Annotated in this window: 21 protein-coding genes; 9 read left to right on the plus strand and 12 right to left on the minus strand. The window is 72.1% G+C overall.

The window, feature by feature from the left end:
- Window positions 1–332 precede the first annotated feature (332 nt).
- The 7 genes from MTF69_RS03130 to ssd all read right to left on the minus strand — a co-directional run bounded on the left by MTF69_RS03130 (window position 333) and on the right by ssd (window position 5,451).
- The gene (locus MTF69_RS03130; RefSeq protein WP_243330486.1) at window positions 333–695 is read right to left on the minus strand and encodes an Rv3654c family TadE-like protein; all 363 of its coding nucleotides are present in this window, start codon (window positions 693–695) and stop codon (window positions 333–335) included.
- Complete coding sequence (locus MTF69_RS03135; protein WP_243330488.1) at window positions 692–1,045, minus strand: TadE family type IV pilus minor pilin; 354 nt, start codon at window positions 1,043–1,045, stop codon at window positions 692–694. The genes MTF69_RS03130 and MTF69_RS03135 overlap by 4 nt, the downstream gene beginning before the upstream one ends.
- The gene (locus tag MTF69_RS03140; protein WP_243330490.1) at window positions 1,032–1,265 is read right to left on the minus strand and encodes a DUF4244 domain-containing protein; all 234 of its coding nucleotides are present in this window, start codon (window positions 1,263–1,265) and stop codon (window positions 1,032–1,034) included. Before MTF69_RS03140 ends, MTF69_RS03135 begins: the two co-directional genes overlap by 14 nt.
- A gap of 205 nt (window positions 1,266–1,470) precedes the next feature.
- Window positions 1,471–2,247: a type II secretion system F family protein gene (locus MTF69_RS03145; protein WP_243330493.1), complete on the minus strand. Its 777-nt coding sequence runs from the start codon at window positions 2,245–2,247 to the stop codon at window positions 1,471–1,473.
- Window positions 2,247–3,131 carry a type II secretion system F family protein gene (locus MTF69_RS03150; RefSeq protein ID WP_243330495.1) on the minus strand — a complete coding sequence of 295 codons (885 nt, stop codon included), beginning with the start codon at window positions 3,129–3,131 and terminating at the stop codon, window positions 2,247–2,249. Before MTF69_RS03150 ends, MTF69_RS03145 begins: the two co-directional genes overlap by 1 nt.
- Complete coding sequence (locus tag MTF69_RS03155) at window positions 3,128–4,276, minus strand: TadA family conjugal transfer-associated ATPase (RefSeq protein WP_243330496.1); 1,149 nt, start codon at window positions 4,274–4,276, stop codon at window positions 3,128–3,130. Before MTF69_RS03155 ends, MTF69_RS03150 begins: the two co-directional genes overlap by 4 nt.
- A complete protein-coding gene (gene ssd / locus MTF69_RS03160) occupies window positions 4,273–5,451 on the minus strand; it encodes a septum site-determining protein Ssd (RefSeq protein WP_279345363.1) in 1,179 nt (392 codons plus the stop codon). The genes MTF69_RS03155 and ssd overlap by 4 nt, the downstream gene beginning before the upstream one ends.
- Window positions 5,452–5,960: 509 nt before the next feature.
- Between ssd and MTF69_RS03165 the strand changes: the two genes are divergently transcribed.
- Window positions 5,961–6,830, plus strand: a complete 870-nt coding sequence (locus MTF69_RS03165; RefSeq protein WP_243330498.1) for an HAD family phosphatase — start codon at window positions 5,961–5,963, stop codon at window positions 6,828–6,830.
- A gap of 348 nt (window positions 6,831–7,178) precedes the next feature.
- Here the strand turns inward: MTF69_RS03165 and MTF69_RS03170 are convergent, their stop codons facing one another.
- A complete protein-coding gene (locus MTF69_RS03170) occupies window positions 7,179–8,090 on the minus strand; it encodes an oxidoreductase (protein ID WP_243330501.1) in 912 nt (303 codons plus the stop codon).
- A 109-nt stretch (window positions 8,091–8,199) separates the two neighbouring features.
- Between MTF69_RS03170 and MTF69_RS03175 the strand changes: the two genes are divergently transcribed.
- Window positions 8,200–9,210: an ATP-binding protein gene (locus MTF69_RS03175; protein WP_243330503.1), complete on the plus strand. Its 1,011-nt coding sequence runs from the start codon at window positions 8,200–8,202 to the stop codon at window positions 9,208–9,210.
- Here MTF69_RS03175 and MTF69_RS03180 read toward each other — a convergent pair.
- On the minus strand, window positions 9,164–10,528 hold the full coding sequence (locus tag MTF69_RS03180; RefSeq protein WP_243330505.1) for a hypothetical protein: 1,365 nt from the start codon (window positions 10,526–10,528) through the stop codon (window positions 9,164–9,166). The two genes, MTF69_RS03175 and MTF69_RS03180, sit on opposite strands and share 47 nt — an antisense overlap.
- Before the next feature lie 235 nt (window positions 10,529–10,763).
- Between MTF69_RS03180 and MTF69_RS03185 the strand changes: the two genes are divergently transcribed.
- The 5 genes from MTF69_RS03185 to MTF69_RS03205 all read left to right on the plus strand — a co-directional run bounded on the left by MTF69_RS03185 (window position 10,764) and on the right by MTF69_RS03205 (window position 18,553).
- Window positions 10,764–13,178, plus strand: a complete 2,415-nt coding sequence (locus tag MTF69_RS03185) for a SulP family inorganic anion transporter (protein ID WP_243330507.1) — start codon at window positions 10,764–10,766, stop codon at window positions 13,176–13,178.
- A 253-nt stretch (window positions 13,179–13,431) separates the two neighbouring features.
- Complete coding sequence (gene acs, locus MTF69_RS03190; protein WP_243330509.1) at window positions 13,432–15,387, plus strand: acetate--CoA ligase; 1,956 nt, start codon at window positions 13,432–13,434, stop codon at window positions 15,385–15,387.
- A gap of 216 nt (window positions 15,388–15,603) precedes the next feature.
- The gene (gene nhaA / locus MTF69_RS03195; protein ID WP_243330512.1) at window positions 15,604–17,049 is read left to right on the plus strand and encodes a Na+/H+ antiporter NhaA; all 1,446 of its coding nucleotides are present in this window, start codon (window positions 15,604–15,606) and stop codon (window positions 17,047–17,049) included.
- A 53-nt stretch (window positions 17,050–17,102) separates the two neighbouring features.
- Window positions 17,103–17,561: a phage holin family protein gene (locus tag MTF69_RS03200; protein ID WP_243330514.1), complete on the plus strand. Its 459-nt coding sequence runs from the start codon at window positions 17,103–17,105 to the stop codon at window positions 17,559–17,561.
- The gene (locus MTF69_RS03205; protein ID WP_243330516.1) at window positions 17,558–18,553 is read left to right on the plus strand and encodes an alpha/beta fold hydrolase; all 996 of its coding nucleotides are present in this window, start codon (window positions 17,558–17,560) and stop codon (window positions 18,551–18,553) included. Before MTF69_RS03200 ends, MTF69_RS03205 begins: the two co-directional genes overlap by 4 nt.
- A gap of 382 nt (window positions 18,554–18,935) precedes the next feature.
- On the opposite strand, the gene MTF69_RS03210 is transcribed toward MTF69_RS03205, so the two are convergent.
- The 3 genes from MTF69_RS03210 to nth form a co-directional block, all read right to left on the minus strand.
- Window positions 18,936–20,138, minus strand: a complete 1,203-nt coding sequence (locus MTF69_RS03210) for a MarP family serine protease (RefSeq protein ID WP_243331337.1) — start codon at window positions 20,136–20,138, stop codon at window positions 18,936–18,938.
- A gap of 13 nt (window positions 20,139–20,151) precedes the next feature.
- Entirely contained in the window at window positions 20,152–20,922 is a 771-nt protein-coding gene (locus MTF69_RS03215) for a CoA pyrophosphatase (protein ID WP_243330518.1), read from the minus strand.
- 172 nt (window positions 20,923–21,094) lie between these two features.
- Entirely contained in the window at window positions 21,095–21,904 is an 810-nt protein-coding gene (gene nth / locus MTF69_RS03220; RefSeq protein ID WP_243330520.1) for an endonuclease III, read from the minus strand.
- A gap of 397 nt (window positions 21,905–22,301) precedes the next feature.
- On the opposite strand from nth, the gene MTF69_RS03225 reads away from it, so the two are divergent.
- Both MTF69_RS03225 and MTF69_RS03230 read left to right on the plus strand, forming a co-directional pair.
- Window positions 22,302–22,976, plus strand: coding sequence for a Crp/Fnr family transcriptional regulator (locus MTF69_RS03225; protein ID WP_003981529.1), 675 nt, complete (start codon window positions 22,302–22,304; stop codon window positions 22,974–22,976).
- A 214-nt stretch (window positions 22,977–23,190) separates the two neighbouring features.
- The gene (locus MTF69_RS03230) at window positions 23,191–24,000 is read left to right on the plus strand and encodes a nucleotidyltransferase domain-containing protein (protein ID WP_243330522.1); all 810 of its coding nucleotides are present in this window, start codon (window positions 23,191–23,193) and stop codon (window positions 23,998–24,000) included.
- Window positions 24,001–24,034: the final 34 nt, after the last annotated feature.

Consider the following 24,034-nt stretch of genomic DNA (forward strand, 5'->3'; position numbering starts at 1 on the left):
GGCGAAGCCTTCAACTCGTCGTCGATCCGGGCATAGAGTGCCGTTGCGAGGGTGTCCAGGTCGTTCGTCACACATCGACGTTGGACGCCCTCGTCTCATGTCCGCAGGCGATCCCTTGGACTCATTCATCTAGGTCGGCCGCTCGGGTACCCCCGCCCCGCCCAGTCCCGACCGCCCAGGCACCCCGGTCCCTCCCGCGCCCGACCGACCAGGCACCCGGGCCCGTGCTTGGCCCGCCGCCCCGGCACCCGGGCCCCTGCCAGGCCGCCTGCCCGGGTGTCTGCGCCCGGCCCGGCCGCGGGTTCGTGGGACCCGGCCTTGTGGAGGCCCCCTCACCGGGGCTCCGCGGGCAACGGCGGGCCCGCGCGGGACCTCAGCTCCGGTCCGAAGGGGCCCGTCGGGGCGCGGGCGGTGACCTCCGCGACCTCGCCCGTCACCACGCACTCGGTGACCCGCGCGCCCTGCGCCACCGCCACCCGTACCGCCGTGGCGCAGGCGGCCTCCGGACCGTGGGCCCAGCTCGCGGCCGCCGCGAGGGCGGCCAGGTCGGCGGCGGCCGCGGCACGGTGCCGGGAGACCACCGCCTGCCCGAGCAGGAGCACCCCGCCGAACACCGCCACCAGCACGGTCACCACCACGACCGCCCACACCGTGGCCGACCCCCGGTCCCGCGCGCCCGCACACGTCCCGGTCACGGCGGCGGCCCCACGGTGTCCTCGGCCAGGGCGGCGGCCAGGGCGGTGAGGCGGACCGGCATCGCGGCCGGGCCCGGGGCGGGAGCCGAGACGCGGACCCGCCACAGGTCACCCGTCCGCGAGAGCTCCACCCGCGCCCCGGGCGGGGCGGCGGCCACGGCTGCCGCAACCGCCGCTCCCGGCGGTTCCGACCGGGCCGCCGCCCGGGCACCGGCCCGAGCGGCGTCCACACACCGGATCTGCGCGGCTGCCGCCATCAGCGCCCACACCAGCAGCGCCGCGAACAGCACCAGCGCCGGAATCACCAGGGCCGCTTCCGCCGTCACATATCCGCGGTCAGAACGGCGCATCGAGTGCCTTCCCGATGGTCGACTGGAGTGCCGTCGAGACCAGTTCACTCGTCACCACCTTGTACAGAACGGCCGCGAACGCACAGGCCGCGATTGTGCCCATGGCGTATTCGGATGTGGACATCCCCGCGTCGCCCCCACGCCCCTTCAGTCCCGCCGGCCTCGCCAGGCCCGCGATTGCCGCGACAGCCGCCCGCACGCGAATCCAGATGATCGACATGACAACCTCCAGTTGATTCAGCTTTTTGACGTGATCTCAGATCTCAGATGGCAGATGGTCATTTCAGATGGCCAATTCGGCCGGCCCTTCAGGCGGATCTTCAGATGACCCCTCAAGTAGTCCTGCACATGGCCCTGCACGTGGCCCTGTACCTGGCCCTGCGCCTGGCCTTCGCGGCCCTTCGCGCGGCCCTTCGGATGGCTCTTCAGCTGCCGGAGAGGAGGCCGGAGGCCATTCCGATCACCACCGGTGCCACTCCCAGTGCGAGGAAGGCGGGAAGGAAGCACAGGCCCACCGGCGCGGTGACGAGGACCGCCGCCCGCTGCGCCCGGGCTCCCGCCCGGCGAGCGCGGTCCGCCCGGAGCGTCGACGCGAGCCGGGATACCGGTTCCGCGGCGGGCGCCCCCGTACGCGCGGATCGCTCCAGGCATTCGGCCAGGGCGCGTGCTCCCGGTATCTCCGCCAACCTCCCCCACGCGGAGCCCGGTTCGCCGCCGAGCCGCAGCTCCGCCCCGGCCATCGCCAGCCGGTCGCCCACCGGGCCGCCCAGGGACTCCCCGACCGCCTCGGCGGCGTCCACCGGACCGGCTCCGGCCGCCAAGCACGCGGCCAACAGGTCCGCGGCGAACGGAAGCTGGCGCTCCGCCTCCCCGAGGTCCACCCCCGCGGCCGGCCGTCGCCGCGTGAGCCACCTGCGGACCGCGAAGCCCGCCGCGCAGCCGGCCGCCGCGCCCGCCGGCCCGCCGAGCAGCAACCAGGCCGCCGCCAGCGCTCCGGCCGGCCCGGCCCAGGGCATCACCGCCGCCCGCAGCCGGGGCCCGGCCGGCGGCCGCCTGCGCGCCGCCCCCACCGCGAGCAGCCGGGTGAGCCGGCGCCGGGCCGCCCGCTCCCGGATGCGCGCCGCCACCGCGGACGCCGCCCACAGCGCCCCCGCCGCGAGGCACAGGACCGTCCCCAGCCTGTGGATCGCGAAGCCGTCCATCACCGCTCCCCCACCCGTACGATCCGCCGGCACCACAGCAGCCCGAGAGCCTCCAGCACCGAGCCCACCAGCAGGCAGCCCCACCCCACCGGCGTGTGCAGGAGCACCCGCAGCGGGTCGGCCCCCAGCCCGGTGCCGATCAGCAGACCGACCCCCGGGAGCAGGGCGAGGACCGCAGTCGTCGATCTCGCTCCCGTGAGCTGGGCGCGCAGGGATTCCTCGCGGTCCCGCTCGGCCCGCAGGGCTCCTTCCAGGCGGTCCAGTCCGGCGGCCAGCCCGGCTCCGCCGTCCACCGAGACCCGCCAGCAGGCCGCCATCGCCGCCAGCCCTTCCGCGCCGGGCTCCCGTGCCGCCTGCCGCAGTGCTGCGGCCACGTCCCCGCCGAAGGCCGCAGCCGCCAGGACCCCGGCCTCCGCGGGTCCCGGACCGCCGGGACCCGACACCGTCCGGCGCATCGCCTCGGTCAGCGCCCGGCCGGGCTGCGCACCGGCGCGCAGCTCGCCCACCACCGCTCCGCACAGGGCCACCACTTCGGCGGCCCGCGCCGTCCGGGACCGCGCCCGCTCCCCGGCCCGCAGCCACCGGCGCACCAGCGGCACCGCCGCCGCCCCGGCCAGCAGCGGGATCACCGACCCGCCCAGCAGTGCGAGCGCCAGCCCGGCCGCGAGGCAGGCCCACTCCCGGCTGCGCGCTGCCCGGACCCGGACTCCGGCCACCAGCCGCTCCCAGGGCGCGGGCCCTGCCGGTACCGGCGGCCCCGCCCCGGCCAGTACCGCCCTGGCCCGCCGGGGCACCCGGTCGGCCCCGGCCAGCGCCCAGGCGGCCGCTCCGGCGCACAGCACCCCGGCGGACACCGGGAGCGCCGCCACCGCCGCGGCGCTCACCGGGCACCCGCGAGCAGCGGGCGCAGCCGCTCCCAGCCCCGGTCCCGTACGAACCCCCGGGCGCCCCAGCGCAGCGCCGGCACGGTGACCACGAGCCCGGCCGGGTCCCGCTCCAGGACGTGCACCTCGGCGACCCGGCGGCGGCCGGCCCGGTCCCGTACGAGGTGGACCACCAGGGTCAGGGCCGCCGCCAACTGGCTGTGCAGCGCGGCCCGGTCGAGCCCGGCGGCCGTCCCGAGGGCCTCCAGCCGGGCCGGTACATGAGCGGCGGCATTCGCGTGGACCGTGCCACAGCCGCCTTCGTGACCCGTGTTGAGGGCGGCCAGCAGATCCGCGACCTCGGCGCCCCGGACCTCGCCGACGACGAGCCGGTCCGGCCTCATCCGCAACGCCTGGCGGACCAGGTCGGCGAGGCTGACCTGGCCGGCGCCCTCCTGGTTGGCCGGCCGGGTCTCCAGCCGCACCACGTGCGGATGGTCGGGCCGCAGCTCGGCCGAGTCCTCGGCGAGCACGATCCGCTCCCCGGGGCCGACCAGCCCGAGCAGGGCGCTGAGCAGGGTGGTCTTGCCGGTGCCGGTCCCTCCCGAGACCAGGAAGGACAGGCGGGCCCGCACCATGTCCCCCAGCAGCCGCTGCCCGCCGGGCGGCAGGGTCCCCGCCGCGACCAGCTCCTCCAGCGTGAAGGCGCGCGGCCGCACCACCCGCAGGGACAGGCATGCCGAGCCCACGGCCACCGGAGGCAGTACGGCGTGCAACCGGGTGCCGTCGGGCATCCGGGCGTCCACCCAGGGCCGGGCGTCGTCGAGCCTGCGTCCGGCGACGGCGGCGAGCCGCTGGGCGAGCCTGCGCACGGCGGCCGCGTCGGCGAAGGTCACCCCGGTCAGCTCCAGCCCGCCGCCGCGGTCCACCCACACCCGGTCGGGAGCCGCCACCAGGACGTCGGTGACCTCGGCGTCGGCGAGGAGCGCCTCCAGCGGGCCCGCGCCGACCAGTTCGGACCTCAGTTCCGCGGCGACGCCGAGCACTTCCGCGTCGCCCAGCAGCCGGCCCTGTGCGCGCAGGGCCGCCGCCACCCGCGCCGGGGTGGGCTCCGCCCCGCTCTCGGCGAGCCGCTGGCGCACCGCGTCGAGGAGTACGGCGCTCATGCCGACACCCCCTGGGCGGAGCCGAGCGCGCGCTGCCAGAAGCCGTCGCAGAAGCGGGCGAGGGCGCCCCGGCCGTGCGCTCCCGGGGGCTCGCCCTCGGCCACCCGGCCCGGGAGCCCCACCTCGACCGGCACTTCGCCGGCCAGCGGCACCCCCAGCAGTCCGGCGACGGCCTCCGCGTCGAGTCCGCCGGGCGCCGGGCCCCGTACGACCACGCGGACGTCGCGGGCCACCATGCGGACTCCGGCGGACACCCGGCCGGCGGCGGCCACCGCCCGCAACTCGCCCCGCACCACCATCAGTACCAGGTCCAGCTGCGCGAGCACCTCGGCCACGGCTTCGTCGACCCGGCGCGGCAGGTCGACCACGACGACGCCGCCCCGGCGCCGCGCGGCGGCCACCACCGAGCGCATCGCCGCGGGCGGCACCACGACCCGGTCTCCGCGGTCCCAGCTGAGCACCCGCAGGGCGTGCAGCTCGGGCAGGGATTCGGCCAGGGCTCCGGCGCCGACCCGGCCGCGCGAGGCGGCGAAATCGGGCCAGCGCAGTCCTTCGGCGGCTTCGCCTCCGAGGAGGACGTCCATCCCGCCTCCGAGGGGGTCGCCGTCGATGAGGATGGTCCGCTCGCCGGCCCTGGCGGCCCGCAGGGCCAGGGCGCAGGCGAGGGTGGAGGCTCCGGCTCCGCCGCTGCCCCCGATCACCCCGACCGTGAGGGCGGGCCGCCCGGCCCCCTCCACCACATCGGCGATCCGGTCGACGAGCCGGCTCTCGGCATCGGGGAGGGTCAGCACCTCCTCGGCGCCGATCTCCACCGCTCGCTGCCACACGTGGGGGTCGTCCAGATCCCTGCCGACGAGGAAGACCCCGTCCCTGCGGGGTGCGCCGCGCACCCGCCGGGCGGCATCGTCGCCGACCAGCACGAGCGGCGCCGATTCCCAGCCGACCCCCGCGACACCTGCAACACCTGCAACACCCGAGGCGCCCGACGCGCCCCCGTCACTCCCGTCGCCCTTCTCACGATCGGCTCCGCTTTGCTCGGGCACCGCGTGGTGCACATGCGGCTCTGCCCCCGCGGCGGCGCACAGCCGCAGCAGGTCGTCGAGCAGCAGGGGATCCTCGGTGATGATCAGCGGCCGTCCACCTGCGGCCGCAGGCCCGCCGGCCCCGGGATTCAGCCCGCCCCCGCCCGCCACCGCGAGATCCCGGACTTCACACGACTTCGATCCAGCCACGATCTCCGCCTCCTTCTCACCGCAAATCCAGCGCCGCGGACTTCGCGGCCGGAATCACCGTGACGGGATCGGGGAAAAGAAGTGGATCTTGCTCTAAAACCGTGGACAGCCGCCTCATTGTGAATAACTCACTCACCCCAACAGGTGAGTTCCGGAGCGCGCCGGAACGACTACGCACCGTGACGAGTTCGTGGAGGTGAGGGCCTTCGACGCGCGGGCCCCTCGAAGACGAGGAGGACCGAGGAATGATCACTTGGGGTCGAAAGCAGGGACGCGAACCGCGTCCGGACATGCGACGACCCCCGCCGGGGGGGAGAGCGGGGGTCGTCCCCACGGTCCGACTCGGGGGGGGAGGAGCCAGACCGGGTTAGCACGGTCGCGAACGATCCGTGACTTCCATGGTGTACCCGAGAGGCTTCTCAGGCAAACCCACGCGCCGCACTTTACGCCGAATGGTGGGCGCATATGCTCGGGTCGTGGAAAATCAGCCCTTGCCGCACTCCTTGCCTCGCACCGCAGCCTTCTTCGACCTGGACAAGACGGTCATTGCGAAGTCGAGCACTCTGACGTTCAGCAAGTCCTTCTACCAGGGCGGCCTGATCAACCGAAGGGCCGTGCTGCGCACTGCCTACACGCAGTTCATCTTTCTGGCCGGCGGCGCCGACCACGATCAGATGGAACGGATGCGGGAGTACCTGTCCGCCCTCTGCAAGGGGTGGAACGTGCAGCAGGTCCGGGAGATCGTCGCCGAGACCTTGCACGACCTCATCGACCCGCTGATCTACGACGAGGCCGCCTCCCTCATCGAGGCCCACCACACCGCGGGCCGCGACGTGGTGATCGTGTCCACGTCCGGAGCCGAGGTCGTCGAGCCCATCGGCGAGATGCTCGGCGCCGACCGGGTCGTCGCCACGCGGATGGTCGTGGGCGAGGACGGCTGCTTCACCGGCGAGATCGAGTACTACGCCTACGGCCCGACCAAGGCGGAGGCCGTACGGGAACTCGCGGAGTCCGAGGGGTACGACCTCGCGCGCTGCTACGCGTACAGCGACTCGGCCACCGACATCCCGATGCTGGAGGCGGTCGGACATCCGCACGCGGTCAACCCCGACCGGGCACTGCGGCGGGAGGCGGTGGCGCGCGAGTGGCCGGTGCTGGTGTTCAACCGGCCGGTACGGCTGAAGCAGCGGCTGCCGGGACTGTCGATGCCCGCACGGCCGGCGCTGGTCGCCGCAGCCGCGGTGGGCGCGGCCGCGGCCACCGCCGGACTGGTCTGGTACGCGAGCCGACGGCGCGCACTGGCTGCCGCAGCATCCCGCTGACCTGCTCGGATTCCGGATGTCCGATACATCCGGAATCGCCCCGGAAAGCAAAGAAATGCGGCCAGGGGTTTCGCTCCACCCCGAAGCGGAGTACAAAGGAGTCAAGGCCCGCGAGACCAAAGAACATCCGAGAGGATCATCTTTAAAACGCAGTATGGCCCACGGACCGAAGCATGAACGCCGAGCACCCACGCGACGTCGACCCGTCGATTACGGGCCAGCCGCACCAGGTGACGGGCAAAGCTCCCGACCTGATGGGCAATCATCGAGGACGCTTGGTAACTGGGCGTAAGTGCCAGCGGCGACACCAGAGCAGTACGGTGTCGCCGCAACCCATGTCCGGCCCCGTCAGGCCGCGCCGCGCTGGAGCGCCTCACAGACCGCCGTCGACTCGCGGACCCCGAGCTCGATCGCACGGCCGCAGTGCGCGATCCAGGCCGACATCCCCTCCGCCGTCCCGGAGACGTAGCCCTCGAAGGCCTCCACGTAAGCCTCCCGGCCCTGTTCCGCGTGGCCGACCTCCGCCGGACAGATCGCCTTCGGGTCCAGGCCGCTGTTGATCAGTACGATCCGCTCCGCCGTCCGCGCGACCAGGCCGTTGTACGAGCCGAACGGACGCAGGGCGAGCAGCTCGCCGTGCACCACCGCCGCCGTGATCAGCGCCGGAGCGGAGCCGCCCGCGATGATCAGGCGGGAGAGCCCGTCCAGCCGGCCCGCCACCTCCTGCGCGTCGGGCAGGGGCAGGTCGATCAGCGGCTCGTCCACCGGCTCACCGGCCAGCCGGGGCCGGCCGACCACGTCGCCGTCGGCCGTGGAACCCGAGGCCACCAGGTGGAGCCGCGCCAGGACCCGTAGCGGCGACTGGCGCCAGATGCTCAGCAGCTGGCCCGCCTCCGCCGTCAGACGCAGGGCGGCACCCACCGTGCGCGCCTGGGGCTCCGAGCCGAAATCGGTCCGGCGGCGGACCTCCTCCAGCGCCCAGTCCGCCCCGGACAGCGCCGCGCTCCCGCGGGCCCCGCGCAGCGCGGCCTCCGAGGTGATCTCCCCGGCGCGGCGGCGCATGACGCGGTGGCCGTAGACCCGGTCCACGGCCTTGCGGACGGAATCCACGGACTCGGCGACGCCCGGCAGGCCGGCCAGCGGGGCGAGCGGGTCGGCGGCGGCTCCGGACGAGGCCGAGGCGGAGCCCGAGGCGGAGCCCGAGGCGGAGCCCGAGGCGGAGGAAGCGGAAGAGGCGGCGGAAGCAGAGGCGCTACTCATAAGTAAGGAGCCTACGCACTGCTCCCCCATAGCACCGACCCCTCCTTGGAGTGGTCTTCTTCACTCAGGCATACAACACAAAGCCACCGACCCACTACCCTTCGTGAACATGAAGATCGCTTTCGTGGGGAAGGGCGGCAGCGGCAAGACCACGCTGTCCTCCCTTTTCATCCGCCACCTCGCCTCCAATGAAGCCCGTGTCGTCGCGGTGGACGCCGACATCAACCAGCACCTGGGCACCGCGCTCGGGCTCAGCGAGGACGACGCGGCCTCGCTTCCCGCACTGGGCGCGCACCTGCCCCTCATCAAGGACTACCTGCGGGGCTCCAACCCCCGCATCGCCTCCGCCGACACGATGATCAAGACCACTCCGCCCGGCGCCGGCTCCCGGCTGCTGCGGGTCGACGAGGACAACCCCGTCTACGACGCCTGCGCGCGCACCCTCACCCTCGACGGCGAGCCCGTCCGGCTGATGGCGACGGGGCCGTTCACCGAGTCCGACCTGGGCGTGGCCTGCTACCACTCCAAGGTCGGCGCGGTCGAGCTCTGCCTCAACCACCTCGCCGACGGCCCGGACGAGTACGTCGTCGTCGACATGACGGCCGGTTCGGACTCCTTCGCCTCCGGCATGTTCACCCGCTTCGACGTGACCTTCCTGGTCGCCGAACCGACCCGCAAGGGCATCTCCGTCTACCGCCAGTACAAGGAGTACGCGCGGGACTTCGGGATCACGCTGAAGGTCGTCGGCAACAAGGTGCAGGGTCCGGAGGACATCGAGTTCCTCCAGGACGCGGCCGGCGAGGACCTGCTGGTCACCGTCGGGCAGTCGGACTGGGTGCGGGCGATGGAGAAGGGCCGTCCGGCCGCCTTCGAGCTGCTGGAGGCCACCAACCGGCTGGCCCTGCAGGCGCTCCAGGACGCCGCGGACGACTCCTACGCGCACCGCGACTGGGAGCGGTACACCGAGCAGATGGTCCACTTCCACCTGCGCAACGCGGAGAGCTGGGGCAACGCGAAGACCGGGGTCGACCTGGCGGATCAGGTCGACCCCGGTTTCGTCCTACGGGAGCTGCTCACTCCTCGTTCTGACTCTCTTCTGCCGGCTCCTCAGCCGGCTTGACCCCGGCGGGGGCGGCCGGCTTGGCCGGCGGCCCCGCCGTCAGGAAGGTGTTCCAGCCCGCCTTGGGCGCCTCGCCGACATCGAGGGTGCGCATCCACTCCAGGGCCTTCGGGTCCTGGGCGTCCAGCCAGTCCACCAGCTCGCGGAAGGGCACGCAGCGGACCTCCTTCTGCGTGCACATGGTCTTGATGGAGTCCTCGACGGCACGCATGTAGGTGCCGCCGTTCCAGGATTCGAAGTGGTTGCCGATGATCAGCGGCGCGCGGTTGCCCTGGTAGGTCCGCTCGAAGGCTTTGACCAGGCCGTCGCGCATCTGCTCGCCCCAGTACGCGTGCTGCGAGGGATCGCCCTGCGTGGTCGTACCGGACTGGTTGACCAGGTAGTTGTAGTCCATGCTGAGCGTTTCGAAGGCGCGGCCCGGCATGGGGACCAGCTGGAGCGGGATGTCCCAGAGGCCGTCCGTCTTCTTCGGCCAGATCTGCTTGCTGATGCCGCTGGAGTCGTAGCGGAAGCCGCCCATCTCCTTCGCCGCCAGCATGAAGTTCTTCTGGCCTTCGAGGCAGGGGGTGCGGGCCCCGATCATCTCCTTGTCGTAGTCGAACGGGAGCGCCTCCATGCCCTTGAGGGCCGGCGAGTTCGTCTTCCAGTTCTTGACGAACGACTTCGCCTGGTTGATCTCGCTCTTCCACTCCTCGACGGACCAGGTCCCGACGCCGCCCTCCGGTCCGCAGAAGTGGCCGTTGAAGTGGGTGCCGATCTCGTTGCCCTCCAGCCAGGCCTCGCGCACCTGGAGAGCGGTGTCCTTGATGCCCTGGGGGTCGCCGAAGCCGATGTCGGAGCGGCCCGGGGAGTGCTGGGGCGCGGTGTAGAGGGAACGCTTTTCCTCGGGGAGCATGTACACGCCGCTGAGGAAGTACGTCATACGGGCGTTGTACTTCTTGCCCACCTCACGGAAATGCGAGAAGAGCCTCTGGCTGTCCTCTCCCGCCCCGTCCCACGAATAGACGACGAACTGCGGCGGCTTTTCGCCGGGCTTCAGCTTCTCGGCCTTCTGTACGTTCGGCTGCAGGCCCGTGTACGAGGTCGAGCCGTCCCCGATGAGCCGCTTGACGCTGCCCGGCGCCGGTCCTTCCGGCGCGGCCGCGCCCTTCTTGGCCGCGTGGGCTCCGGGGGCCGGACGATCGGCGGGCTCGGAGGCGCTGCACCCGGCCACTGTCAGGACCAGCGCCGTGGCCACCAGACCGCCGCCGATCCGCTTCGACGCGGCCTTCTTCGTGGCGCCGCTCTTCGTGGCGCCCCTCCTCGTGGTGGCAGTCATCCGCCGCACCTCTTCCCTCGCAGTTCCGTCGCAGGACTTCCGCGCCGCAACGTCCCATGCGGTCCGTTTTTAGGAAGGTGTGACAAGCCGGACTAAATGCCTATTCACTCGCGAGCGCTAATTCCTAGGCCATTTGCCCGTATTACCTACCACCGGGCTTTACTCTCCATTACCGTTCGTTTACCGAGTGTTGAGAATCCCGCCGCTTCACCCCTCCCCCGAGGAGACGGGACCCATGACAAGCACCCCCACCACCACGTCCCCCCCACCCGTCGCGAGAGGCTCATCCGCCGGCTTCTCCGCCGACCTCTCCGCCTCCATCGCCGTCTTCCTGATCGCCCTGCCGCTCTCCCTCGGCATCGCCCTGGCCACCGGAGCCCCGCTCCAGGCGGGACTCGTCGCCGCGGCGGTCGGCGGCATCGTGGCCGGACGCTTCGGCGGAGCACCCCTCCAGGTGAGCGGCCCCGCGGCCGGACTCACCGTCGTCACCGCCGAGTTGATCCAGCACTACGGATGGCGTACCACCTGCGCCATCACGGTCCTCGCGGGCTGCTGCCAGCTCGGCCTGGCCGCGCTGCGGACCGCCCGGTCCGCGCTGATGGTCAGCCCGGCCATCGTGCACGGCATGCTCGCGGGCATCGGCGTGACGATCGCCCTGGCGCAACTGCACATCGTGCTCGGCGGCACCCCGCAGAGCTCCGCCGTGGCCAACGTCCAGGGGCTGCCCGCGCAGTTGGCCGACCTGCACCCCGTCGCGCTCGGCATCAGCGTGCTGACGCTGGTCGTACTGCTCGGCTGGCCCCGGCTGCCCGGCCGGTTCGGGCAGGCCCTGCGCAAGGTGCCGGCCGCGCTCGCCGCCGTCGCCGCCGCGACGGCCTTCGCGGCCCTCGCCGGGCTCTCCCTGCCGCGCGTGGACCTGCCGTCCTGGCGCAGCCACGCACTGCCCGAGATGCCCGAGGGGCCGGTCCTCGGCATCATCGCCGCCGTGCTGACCATCACCCTGGTCGGCAGTGTGGAGTCGCTGCTCTCGGCGGTGGCCACCGACAAGCTGATCGCCTCCGAGCGGACCACGGGCAAGCGCCCGGCCAGGGCCGACCTCAACCGCGAACTGCGCGGCCAGGGCGCGGCGAACATCGTCTCGGGCGCGCTGGGCGGACTGCCCATCACGGGCGTCGCGGTCCGCAGCGTGGCCAACGTCAAGTCCGGTGCGGTCAGCCGGAGGTCGTCCATGCTGCACGGCCTCTGGGTCCTGCTCGCCGCCGGACTGCTCGTGCCGGTCCTCGACCTGATCCCGCTCGCCGCGCTCGCCGCGCTGGTGATGGCGGTCGGCGTGCAGATGGTGAGCGCCACGCACCTGCGCACCGTGACCCGGCACCGCGAGTTCCTGGTCTACGCCACGACCATCGTGGCCGTGGTGCTCGGCGGAGTGCTGGAGGGCGTCGCCATCGGCATCGCGATGGCCGTCGCCCTGGCCCTGCACCGCCTGGCCCGGACCCGGATCACCGTCGAGCGGCTCGACGGCGGGGTCCACCGGGTGTGGGCGCGGGGCCAGTTGACCTTCCTCGCGGTACCGCGGCTGAGCCGGGTGCTGAACCAGATCCCGGGCAACGGGCACGCCGTCATCGAACTGGACGGCTCGTTCATGGACCACGCCGCCTACGAAACCCTGCAGGACTGGCGGGACTCCCATCTGGCACACGGGGGCTCGCTGGAGGTGACCGGCCGCTCCGGGGCCAGGATCTCCGGATCCGAGGAGACGCAGCAGCCGGCGCGGGCCGAGTGGGCCCAGCTCGCGGATCGGGCCCACCGGGGTGCGCAGCGCGGGGATCACCAGTGCTGCCGGCCCTGGACGCCGTGGCAGAACCACTGCGACCACCGGGCCACGGATTCCCGTACCGCGCCGGAGGCCGCGAGCGCGGCCCCGCTCTCCGCGCCCCTCGCGCCCGCCGCACCGGTGACGGTTCGCGGGCGCGGCGCCGGTCAACTGGCCAACGGGATCAGCGCCTTCCAGCGGGACACGGCTCCGCACGTCCGCGAGGAGCTGGCACGGCTGGCCCGGGAGGGGCAGCGGCCCTCCCAGCTCTTCCTCACCTGCGCGGACTCCCGCCTGGTGACCAGCATGATCACGGCCAGCGGCCCCGGGGACCTGTTCACGGTGCGCAACGTCGGCAATCTCGTCCCGCTCCCGGGGGCCGAGTCCACGGACGATTCGGTCGCGGCGGCCATCGAGTACGCCGTGGACGTCCTGAAGGTGGACAGCATCACCGTGTGCGGGCATTCGGGGTGCGGGGCCATGCAGGCGCTGCTCAGCTCCGCGCCCGGGGTGCCGATGACCCCGTTGCGGCGGTGGCTGCGGCACGGGCTGCCGAGCCTGGAGCGGATGGCCAGCCGCCATCACGCCTGGGCGCGGATCTCCGGGAGGCTGCCGGCGGACGCCGTGGAGCAGTTGTGCCTGACCAATGTGGTGCAGCAGCTGGAGCACCTGAGGGCGCACGAATCGGTGGCCCGGCGCCTCGCCGAGGGCACCTTGGAGCTGCACGGGATGTACTTCCACGTCGGCGAGGCGCAGGCGTACCTGCTGTCGGAGGGGGAGGACTTCTTCGACTGCCGGGTCTTCGACACCGTCGGCGCGGGCGCGCTGCGCGGCTGAACGGCCAAACGACCGAACGGGTAGAACCCGTTTGAGCGGGAGCTTTGAACCGATACCCTCCCGTATCCGTGCCACTCGGTGGCCCCTTCCCGCACCCTGCGGCGGGAGGGGGCCACTCGTGCGTCGGCCCGGCCGGGTAATAGGTCTACACCAATTCCCGGCAACCTCTTGTCACCCGGGCCATTGACTGATGAGCTATGCCCGGGGACACAACCGGGGACACAACGGACACCCTGGGAAAGGGAGATGCGTCGTGAGCAATGAAAGCCTGGCCAATCTGCTCAAGGAGGAGCGGCGGTTCGCACCGCCCGCCGATCTGGCCGCCGCCGCCAATGTGACTGAGGCTGCGTACGCACAGGCCGACGCGGACCGGCTGGGCTTCTGGGCCGAGCAGGCGCGGCGGCTGAGCTGGGACACCGAGCCCACCGAAACGCTCGACTGGAGCAACCCGCCCTTCGCGAAGTGGTTCGCGGACGGCAAGCTGAACGTCGCGTACAACTGCGTGGACCGTCACGTCGAGGCCGGCAACGGCGACCGCGTGGCCATCCACTTCGAGGGCGAGCCCGGCGACAGCCGCTCGATCACCTACGCCGAGCTCAAGGACGAGGTCTCCAAGGCCGCGAACGCCCTGACCGAGCTGGGTGTGGAGGCCGGCGACCGGGTCGCCGTCTACCTGCCGATGATTCCCGAGGCGGTCGTCGCGATGCTGGCGTGTGCCCGCGTCGGCGCCGCGCACTCCGTGGTCTTCGGCGGTTTCTCCGCCGACGCCGTCGCCTCCCGCATCCAGGACGCCGACGCGAAGCTGGTCATCACCTCCGACGGCGGCTACCGCCGGGGCAAGCCCTCCGCGCTGAAGCCCGCCATCGACGAGGCCGTCGCCAAGTGCCCGCAGGTCGAGCACGTCCTCGTGGTGCGCCGCACCGGCCAGGACACCGCCTTCACCGAGGGCCGCGACGTCTGGTGGCACGAGATCGTCGACCGCCAGAGCGCCGAGCACGCGCCGCAGGCCTTCGACGCGGAGCACCCGCTCTTCATCCTGTACACCTCGGGGACCACGGGTAAGCCCAAGGGCATCCTGCACACCTCCGGCGGCTACCTCACGCAGGCCTCGTACACTCACCACGCGGTGTTCGACCTGAAGCCGGAGAGCGACGTCTACTGGTGCACCGCCGACATCGGCTGGGTGACCGGGCACTCCTACATCGTCTACGGGCCGCTCGCCAACGGCGCCACCCAGGTCATGTACGAGGGCACGCCGGACACCCCGCACCAGGGCCGGTTCTGGGAGGTCGTGCAGAAGTACGGCGTCACCATCCTCTACACCGCGCCGACGGCGATCCGTACGTTCATGAAGTGGGGCGACGACATCCCCGCGAAGTTCGACCTGTCGAGCCTGCGCGTCCTGGGCTCGGTCGGCGAGCCGATCAACCCCGAGGCCTGGATCTGGTACCGCAAGCACATCGGCGGCGACCGCTGCCCGATCGTGGACACGTGGTGGCAGACCGAGACCGGCGCGATGATGATCTCCCCGCTGCCCGGCGTCACCGAGACCAAGCCCGGTTCGGCGCAGCGCGCGCTGCCCGGAATCGCCGCCACCGTCGTGGACGACGAGGCGAACGAGGTCCCGAACGGCGGAGGCGGCTATCTGGTCCTCACCGAGCCGTGGCCGTCGATGCTGCGTACCATCTGGGGCGACGACCAGCGGTACGTCGACACGTACTGGTCGCGCTTCGAGGGCAAGTACTTCGCGGGCGACGGCGCCAAGAAGGACGAGGACGGCGACATCTGGCTGCTCGGCCGGGTGGACGACGTGATGCTGGTGTCCGGCCACAACATCTCGACCACCGAGGTGGAGTCGGCGCTCGTCTCGCACCCCTCGGTCGCCGAGGCGGCGGTCGTCGGCGCGAACGACGAGACCACCGGCCAGGCCATCGTGGCCTTCGTGATCCTGCGCGGCAGCGCCTCCGAGACGGACACGCTGGTCGGCGAGCTGCGCAACCACGTCGGTGCCACGCTCGGCCCGATCGCCAAGCCGAAGCGGATCCTGCCGGTGCAGGAGCTGCCGAAGACCCGCTCGGGCAAGATCATGCGCCGCCTGCTGCGCGACGTGGCCGAGAACCGCGCGGTCGGTGACGTCACCACGCTCGCGGACTCCTCGGTCATGGACCTGATCCAGAGCAAGCTGCCGGCCGCGGGCAGCGAGGACTGACGGCGCCCGTCTTAGCCGTACGACACGGTGAAAGGGGCATCCGGCGCGCCGCGCCGGATGCCCCTTTCGCACATAAAGTGACGATCACCGGATACGCCCACGCGTACACCCTGTAAAGTATTAGATGGTTAAAGAACTACTCCACAGGGTGCGCCGGGAAGTCTGGTCGGCAACGTGTTTCGCCATGCCGTCCAACCCACCCCGGAGGTGCCCCCCGTGGCCGCGCCCAGCCCCACCGACAGCCAGAACCGCAAGCTCCTCGGCCGCCTCTCGCTGCCCGAGCGCCGCTTCGTGGCCGACGCCCTGCGCGCCGAGACGGTCGGCGGCGTCCTCCTCCTCGTGGCCGCGATCGCCGCCCTCATCTGGGCGAACGTGCCCGCCATCGCGGCGAGCTACGACAGCGTCCGCTCCTTCCACATCGGGCCCGCCTCCCTCGGCCTGGACCTTTCGCTCCAGCACTGGGCGGCCGACGGCCTGCTCGCCATCTTCTTCTTCGTCGCCGGCATCGAGCTCAAGCGCGAGCTCGTCGCGGGCGACCTGCGCGACGCCAAGGCGGCCGCGCTCCCGGTGATCGCCGCGATCTGCGGCATGGCCGTACCCGCGCTGGTCTACGTACTGACCAACGTGCTCGGCAATGGCTCGACGGACGGCTGGGCGGTCCCGACCGCCACCGACATCGCCTTCGCGCTCGCCGTCCTCGCCGTCATCGGCACCTCGCTGCCGTCCGCCCTGCGCGCGTTCCTGCTGACGCTGGCCGTCGTCGACGACCTGTTCGCCATCATGATCATCGCGGTGTTCTTCACCAGCGAGATCAACTTCCTGGCGCTCGGCGGCGCCGTCGCCGGCCTGCTCCTCTTCTGGTTCCTGCTCCGGGTGAACGTGCGCGGCTGGTACGTCTACGTCCCGCTCGCCCTGGTCATCTGGGGCCTGATGTACAACAGCGGCGTGCACGCCACCATCGCCGGTGTCGCCATGGGCCTGATGCTGCGCTGCCACCGCAAGGAAGGCGAGCAGCACTCCCCCGGCGAGCACATCGAGCACATGGTCCGGCCCGTCTCGGCCGGTCTGGCCGTCCCGCTCTTCGCCCTGTTCTCGGCCGGCGTCTCCCTCTCCGACGAGTCCATCGGACAGGTCTTCACCCGGCCGGAGCCCCTCGGCGTGGTGCTCGGCCTCGTCCTCGGCAAGACCCTCGGCATCTTCGGCGGCACCTGGCTGGCCGCCCGCTTCACCAAGGCGGAACTCAACGACGACCTCGCCTGGCCGGACGTCCTCGCCGTCGCCTCGCTCGCCGGCATCGGCTTCACGGTCTCGCTGCTGATCGGGGAACTGGCCTTCACGGACGACCCCGTCCTCACCGACGAGATCAAGGCCGCCGTCCTGATCGGCTCGCTCATCGCCGCGGTCGTCGCGTGCGTCCTGCTCAAGATGCGCAACCGGAAGTACAAGGCGCTCATCGAGGACGAGGAGCGCGACGAGGACCTCGACGGCATCCCCGACATCTACGAGCAGGACAAGCCGGACTACCACCTGCGGATGGCGAAGATCCACGAGGCCAAGGCGGCGGAGCACCTGCGCAGGGCCGAGGAGACCGCGGCCCGTGCGCGGGAAGCGGCGGCCGAAGCCGCGGGCGGGTCCAGCGCCGACGGCGGCCGTCCGGCATGATCTGACCTGACGACAGGACAGCCGTCGCAGTCGGACGACAGAGGGAGAGAGCGATGAGCGCAGTGGACCAAGGGGCCCCAGGAGCCGAGCGCACACTCGGCCAGCTGGTCGCCTCGGCCACCGCCGAGATGTCCGCCCTGGTGCACGACGAGATCGCCCTCGCCAAGGTGGAGATCAAGCAGGACGTCAAGCGCGCGGGCATCGGCAGCGGCGCCGCCATCGTGGCGGGCGCGCTCCTCCTCTTCTCGCTGCCGGTGCTGAGCTTCGCCGCGGCGTACGGCATCCACAACCTCGGGCTCGGGCTGGCCTGGTCCCTCCTGATCGTCGGTGTGGCGTTCTGGCTGCTCGCGGGCGTGATCGGGCTGATCGCCATGGCGAAGTTCAAGAAGATCAAGCCGCCGGTGAAGACCATCGCCTCGGTCAAGGAGACGGCGGCCCTCGTCGGCACCGTCAAGCCCCACGCCCGGTCGGTCAGTGACAACGCCGTGGGTGTGGCACGCTCGTCCTCATGACAGCCCCCTCGTCGGATTCCGGCACGACCGGTACATCCGGCACGTCCGGTACGTCCGGTACGCCCCCCACCGCCGCCTCGGCGGTCCGGATCGCCATCCCCGGCGGGCGAGAAGTGACGCACCGGGACGTCGCGGCCAACGGGGCGCGGTTCCACGTCGCCGAGCTGGGTGACGGCCCGCTGGTGCTGCTCCTGCACGGGTTCCCTCAGTTCTGGTGGACGTGGCGGCACCAGATGACCGCCATCGCCGACGCGGGCTACCGGGCGGTCGCGATGGACCTGCGCGGGGTGGGCGGCAGCGACCGCACCCCGCGCGGCTACGACCCGGCCAACCTGGCGCTCGACATCACCGGGGTCGTACGGTCCCTCGGCGAGCCCGACGCCGCCCTCGTCGGGCACGACCTGGGCGGTTACCTCGCCTGGACGGCGGCGGTGATGCGGCCGAAGCTGGTGCGCCGGCTGGTGGTGTCCTCGATGCCGCACCCGCGCCGCTGGCGCTCCGCGATGCTGTCCGACTTCGGGCAGACCCGTGCCAGTTCGCACATCTGGGGCTTCCAGCGGCCGTTCGTGCCCGAGCGTCAGCTCGTCGCCGACGACGGGGCGCTCGTCGGCGAACTGATCCGGGACTGGTCGGGCCCGCGGCTTCCCGAGGAGGACGACATCGCGGTCTACCAGCGTGCGATGTGCATCCCCTCCACCGCGCACTGCTCGGTCGAGCCGTACCGCTGGATGATGCGGTCCATGGCCCGGCCCGACGGCCTGCAGTTCAACCGGCGCATGAAGCGGCCGGTGCGGGTGCCGACACTGCACCTGCACGGCTCGCTCGATCCGGTGATGCGGACGCGGAGTGCGGCGGGGTCCGGGCAGTACGTCGAAGCCCCGTACCGCTGGCGGCTCTTCGACGGACTCGGGCACTTCCCGCACGAGGAGGACCCGGCGGCGTTCTCGACCGAGCTGGTCAACTGGCTGAAGGATCCCGAGCCGGACCGCTGAGCCGGACCGCCGAGCCGGACCGTCGCTTATATGACAAGCATTCAATTGCCTGGCGCATAGGCCAATTGGCCGCCCGGAACACGATTACCGACCTTGGGCCCCGGGCACAGCTCGGAGTATGGGCTGGACGCACGACTACGGTGACACCGCACACGAACGCCGCTCGACGGTCACGCCGGGCACGCACAGGGGGCAGGGCCGCGAAGGCCACGACGACCCCCGACTCGGGATTCCGCGCATTCTGCGCCGGCGGGCCCGCTGGGTCTCCGCCCGGCTCAGGCACCAGCGTACGTAGGCAGGGGCCCGGCAGGGGTTCCGAAGGCCGTCAGGGCACGGGCCCGGCCGGCAGCGCTACGGGAGCCCCTCAAGGCTCCCGTAGGGCTCAGATGGCGCAGCCCTGGCTGTCGACCCGCCGGTTCGCCGTCTGGCCGATCCGGATGTCGTCGCGGATCTCGTCCGTGGTCAGGGCGTAACCGGTGTTGGGGTCGTCGAGGGACTTCGCGAAGACGACCCCGTACACCTTGCCCTCGGGCGTCAGCAGCGGGCCGCCGGAGTTGCCCTGGCGGACCGTCGCGTACAGGGAGTAGACGTCCCGTCGCACGGTTCCGCGGTGGTAGATGTCCGGGCCGTTGGCGTTGATCCGGCCGCGGACGCGTGCCGAGCGGACGTCGTACGCGCCGTTCTCCGGGAAGCCCGCGACGATGGCGTCGCTGCCGCTCGCCGCGTCCTTGTCGGTGAACTCCAGCGCCGGCGCCTTCAGCTTGGGCACGTCCAGGACGGCGATGTCGCGCTCCCAGTCGTAGAGCACGACCTTGCCGTCGTAGAGCTTGCCCTCGCCGCCGACCTGCACGGTCGGTTCGCCGACCCCGCCGACCACGTGCGCGTTGGTCATCACCTTGCCCGGCGCGAAGACGAAGCCGGTGCCCTCCAGCACCTTGCTGCACGCGGGCGCCGTGCCGACGACCTTCACGATCGACTGCTTGGCGTAGTCGGCGACGGAGCTGCGCGCGAGCAGCGGGTCCGGCGGCTTGACCTCGGTGATCGGCTCGTTGGAGAACGGGCTGAAGACCTGCGGGAAGCCGTTGCGGGCCAGGGTGGAGCTGAAGTCCGAGAACCAGGTGTTCGCCTGCGCGGGAAGGACCCGCGAGACGCCGAAGAGCACCTTGGAGTTGCGGACTTCCTTGCCCAGCGTGGGAATCGACGTGCCGGCGACCATGGACCCGATCAGCCAGGCCACCAGCAGCATCGCGACCACGTTCACCAGGGCGCCGCCCGTCGCGTCCAGCGCGCGGGCCGGGGACCACGTGATGTGGCGCCGGAGCTTGTTGCCCAGATGGGTGGTCAGCGCCTGGCCGATCGAGGCACAGATGATGATCACGACCACGGCGATGATGACGACCGTGGTGGACACCTGGGTGCCGTTGTCGGTGACCCGGTCCCAGATCAGCGGCAGCAGGGACACGGCGACGAGACCACCGCCGAGGAAGCCGATCACCGACAGGATGCCGACGACGAACCCCTGGCGGTAGCCGACGATCGCGAACCATACGGCGGCGAGCAGCAACAGGATGTCCAGCACGTTCACAGGGCTCACCGTCTCATGCGCGCCAGTCGAGCGGGACTTCCCGGGACCGGTCCCAGGGGCGCTCCCAGCCGGCGAAGTGCAGGATCCGGTCGATCACCCCGGCGGTGAAACCCCAGACCAGAGCCGATTCCACGGTGAAGGCCGGGCCCTGGAAGCCGCCGGGGTGCACGACGGTGACCCGGTGCTCGGGATCCGTGAGATCGGCCACGGGCACCGTGAAGACGCGGGCGGTCTCGGCCGGGTCGACCACGCCGACCGGGCTGGGGGCGCGCCACCAGCCGAGCACCGGGGTCACGACGAACTCGCTGACCGGGATGTAGAGCGGCGGCAGCACCCCGAAGAGCTGGACCCCGGCGGGATCCAGCCCGGTCTCCTCCTCGGCCTCGCGCAGCGCGGCGCGCAGCGGGCCGGTGGTGTGCGGGTCGCCGTCCTCGGGGTCGAGGGCGCCGCCGGGGAAGGAGGGCTGGCCGGGGTGCGAGCGCAGGGTGCCGGCGCGTTCCATCAGCAGCAGCTCGGGGCCGCGGGGGCCGTCGCCGAAGAGGATCAGTACGGCGGACTGGCGGCCGCGGCCGTCCTCCGGCGGCAGGAACCGGCTGAGCTGGGTGGGCCGGACCGTGCGGGCCGCTTCGACGACGGGGTCCAGCCAGTCGGGCAGGCCGTGGGTGCGGAGCTCTGTGCTTCCGCGCGGGCGCCGGCCGCGCTGGGTGTCGTACGGGGCCCCGTGCGCGCTGGCTGCGCCGGGCCCGGCGGTGTCCGCCCGGCGGTTCTGCGTGGCCTCTGTCATCGGCACCCCTGTCCGTGCTTCTGCGTTTCCCCACCTTCCGCCAAACGCGGTGCGGGTACCGATTCGTTCCTTGCGGGTGCGGCTCCGCCGCCGGGGCTCCGCCCCGGACCCCGCGCCTCAAACGCCGGCGGGGCTGGATTGGGCGGGGCTGCAGGCCTGGATCTGGCGGGGCTCAGCCGTCCGCCGGGCCGGGCCTGGCCGGTGCCGGGAGGCCCGGGTAGTCCGGGGGCGGGCTCAGGCGCTGGCCGGGCTGGCCGCCCTTCTCGTACTTCAGGAGCTTCGCCGCCTTCTCCGGATCGGTCTCGCCCTCCCCGTAGGCCGGGCAGAGTGGTGCGATCGGGCAGGCCCCGCAGGCGGGCTTGCGGGAATGGCAGATCCGGCGGCCGTGGAAGACGACCCGGTGCGAGAGCATCGTCCACTCGCTCTTCGGGAAGATCGCGCAGATCTCCGCCTCGACCTTCTCGGGGTCCTCCTGCTCGGTCCACTTCCAGCGCCGCACCAGCCGGCCGAAGTGGGTGTCGACGGTGATCCCGGGGACGCCGAAGGCGTTGCCGAGGACCACGTTGGCCGTCTTGCGGCCCACCCCGGGGAGCGTCACCAGGTCCTCGATCCGGCCCGGCACCTCTCCGCCGAAGTTGTCGCGCAGCGCCTGTGAGAGGCCGAGCAGGGACTTGGCCTTCGCCCGGAAGAACCCGGTCGGCCGGATGATCTCCTCCAGCGCCTCCGGATCGGCTCCGGCCATGTCCTCGGGCGTCGGGTACGCGGCGAAGAGGGCCGGGGTCGTCTGGTTCACGCGCAGGTCGGTGGTCTGCGCGGACAGGACGGTGGCGACCAGCAGCTCGAAGGGGTTGCGGAAGTCGAGCTCCGGGTGCGCGTACGGGTAGACCTCCGCCAGCTCGCGGTTGATCCTGCGTGCCCGCCGCACCATCGCCAGATGGCTCTCCGGCTTCGCCCCGGCCTTCTTGACCTTGCTCTCTGCCATCCCCGAAGGCTACGCCGCACAGCCCTCCGCCCGTGGCCGGACGTGAGCTCCGCCCGGCCGGGGTTTCTTGGCCGAAGTTTTGCCCTGAAGCGGGGGTGACTGCTCCGGGAGGGCTCCCACCAGGACGTGTTCGCCCACGGCTGAATTCACTGTGGTCGTCACTCCCCCGGACCCCTTGGCCTGTGCTCTCACCGGCCTGTTGGACACCCTGCAGGTCCGGGACACGGCGGCGACGACCGCCCCGGACCTCAGGTAACACCACCCCGATCGGCCTCTCGCCGCACAGCACACCCGTACGTCCGGCATCCTTGTGATGAACGTGATTGATCGCACTGTTTGAGCCGTCCGGCAAAATGGGGGAGCGATCCCCCGGCTGGTCGACATAGGAGAGAGACTCGTGGACGACGTACTGCGGCGTGCCCCGCTCTTCGCGGCGCTCGATGACGAGCAGGCCGCGGAGCTCCGCGCCTCCATGGGCGAGGTGACCCTCGCACGTGGTGACGCCCTGTTCCACGAGGGCGACCCCGGTGACCGGCTCTACGTCGTCACCGAGGGCAAGGTGAAGCTTCACCGCACCTCCCCCGACGGCCGCGAGAACATGCTGGCCGTCCTCGGCCCCGGTGAGCTGATCGGCGAGCTGTCGCTGTTCGACCCGGGCCCGCGCACCGCCACCGCCACCGCGCTGACCGAGGTCAAGCTGCTGGGTCTGGGTCACGGAGACCTCCAGCCCTGGCTGAACGCCCGGCCCGAGGTGGCGACCGCGCTGCTGCGCGCCGTCGCGCGGCGCCTGCGCAAGACCAACGACCAGATGTCCGACCTGGTCTTCTCCGACGTTCCGGGCCGTGTGGCCCGTGCGCTCCTCGACCTGTCGCGCCGCTTCGGCGTGCAGTCGGAGGAGGGCATCCACGTCGTGCACGACCTCACGCAGGAGGAGCTGGCCCAGCTCGTCGGCGCGTCGCGCGAGACCGTGAACAAGGCACTGGCCGACTTCGCGGGACGCGGATGGCTCCGCCTCGAGGCTCGCGCGGTGATCCTGCTGGACGTGGAGCGGCTCGCGAAGCGGTCCCGCTGACGCTGGTCATAGCCGTGTGAGGGGTCCTGCCCGGTCGGGCGGGGCCCCTTTTCGTGTTCGTGCGGCGCCGTTCCGGGGGCTCTGCCCCCGCGCCCCCGCGCCTCAAACGCCGGCGTGGCTGGATTTGGCCGCGCCGGGACTGCCCAGCGCCCGGATGGGAGTACACGGCGTTTTGGCCGGCGGCACGCGGCCGTTACGGAGGCACAGTAGACCCATGGAGCACAGAGGTGTCGACGCGTACGGGTACTTCGAGCGCGAAGGGTCGCTCGGGCAGGTGCAGGCCGAGTTCCGGGGACTCGTCGCCGCCGTGCGGGAGCGGATCGGGGAGGCGTACGGGCAGCGGCTGCACAGCGCCTACCTGTACGGGTCCCTGCCGCGCGGGACCGCCCGGCCCGGGCGGTCCGACCTCGACCTGCTGATCGCCCTGCACCACGCGCCCGGCGAGGAGGACCGCGACACCACCGAGGCACTGGCGCGCGGCATCGACGAGGAGTTCGCGGAGATCGACGGGGTCGGGGTCCTGCTGTGCGGCAAGGACCGGCTGCTGAGCGAGCAGGAACGTTACGACCTGGGCTGGTTCCTCGCCTGCCTGTGCACCCCGCTGCTCGGCGCGGACCTGGCCGAGCACCTGCCCCGCTACCGCCCCGACGGCCTGCTCGCCCGCGAGACCAACGGCGACCTCGCCGAGCTGCTGCCCAAGGTGCGCGACCGGATCAGGGAGGCGTCCACCCCGGAGGAGTACCGCAAGCTGTGCCGCGGCGTCTCGCGGCACCTCGTACGGACCGGGTTCACCCTCGTCATGCCGCGGTGGGGCGGCTGGACCAGCGACCTCACCGAGTCGGCGGAGGTGTTCGGGCAGTACTACCCCGAGCGCGCCGACCAGATGCGCGCCGCGGCCGCCGCCGCACTGGAACCGGTCGCGGACCCGGCCGTGCTGCGCGCCTACGTCGAGGACCTCGGGCCGTGGCTCGCGGACGAGTACGCGGCCCGGCACGGGACGAAGACGCCCCGTCCGGCGGGCTAGGGCCTCTTCCGGATCGTGCCCGGCCGCGCCGCCC

Origin of the sequence: Streptomyces sp. AP-93 (assembly GCF_022808175.1) — a bacterium.
Lineage (GTDB): Bacteria > Actinomycetota > Actinomycetes > Streptomycetales > Streptomycetaceae > Streptomyces.

Bases quoted from the DNA above. Each gene is read 5' to 3' on its own strand.
- MTF69_RS03215 (WP_243330518.1), bottom strand. From the start codon at position 20,922: ATGACAGAGGCCACGCAGAACCGCCGGGCGGACACCGCCGGGCCCGGC.
- MTF69_RS03155 (WP_243330496.1), bottom strand. From the start codon at position 4,276: ATGAGCGCCGTACTCCTCGACGCGGTGCGCCAGCGGCTCGCCGAGAGC.
- MTF69_RS03140 (WP_243330490.1), bottom strand. From the start codon at position 1,265: ATGTCGATCATCTGGATTCGCGTGCGGGCGGCTGTCGCGGCAATCGCG.
- MTF69_RS03205 (WP_243330516.1), top strand. From the start codon at position 17,558: ATGACAGCCCCCTCGTCGGATTCCGGCACGACCGGTACATCCGGCACG.
- MTF69_RS03230 (WP_243330522.1), top strand. From the start codon at position 23,191: ATGGAGCACAGAGGTGTCGACGCGTACGGGTACTTCGAGCGCGAAGGG.
- MTF69_RS03165 (WP_243330498.1), top strand. From the start codon at position 5,961: ATGGTGGGCGCATATGCTCGGGTCGTGGAAAATCAGCCCTTGCCGCAC.
- MTF69_RS03180 (WP_243330505.1), bottom strand. From the start codon at position 10,528: ATGACTGCCACCACGAGGAGGGGCGCCACGAAGAGCGGCGCCACGAAG.
- MTF69_RS03185 (WP_243330507.1), top strand. From the start codon at position 10,764: ATGACAAGCACCCCCACCACCACGTCCCCCCCACCCGTCGCGAGAGGC.
- MTF69_RS03135 (WP_243330488.1), bottom strand. From the start codon at position 1,045: ATGCGCCGTTCTGACCGCGGATATGTGACGGCGGAAGCGGCCCTGGTG.
- nth (WP_243330520.1), bottom strand. From the start codon at position 21,904: ATGGCAGAGAGCAAGGTCAAGAAGGCCGGGGCGAAGCCGGAGAGCCAT.
- MTF69_RS03200 (WP_243330514.1), top strand. From the start codon at position 17,103: ATGAGCGCAGTGGACCAAGGGGCCCCAGGAGCCGAGCGCACACTCGGC.
- MTF69_RS03175 (WP_243330503.1), top strand. From the start codon at position 8,200: ATGAAGATCGCTTTCGTGGGGAAGGGCGGCAGCGGCAAGACCACGCTG.
- MTF69_RS03145 (WP_243330493.1), bottom strand. From the start codon at position 2,247: ATGGACGGCTTCGCGATCCACAGGCTGGGGACGGTCCTGTGCCTCGCG.
- MTF69_RS03170 (WP_243330501.1), bottom strand. From the start codon at position 8,090: ATGAGTAGCGCCTCTGCTTCCGCCGCCTCTTCCGCTTCCTCCGCCTCG.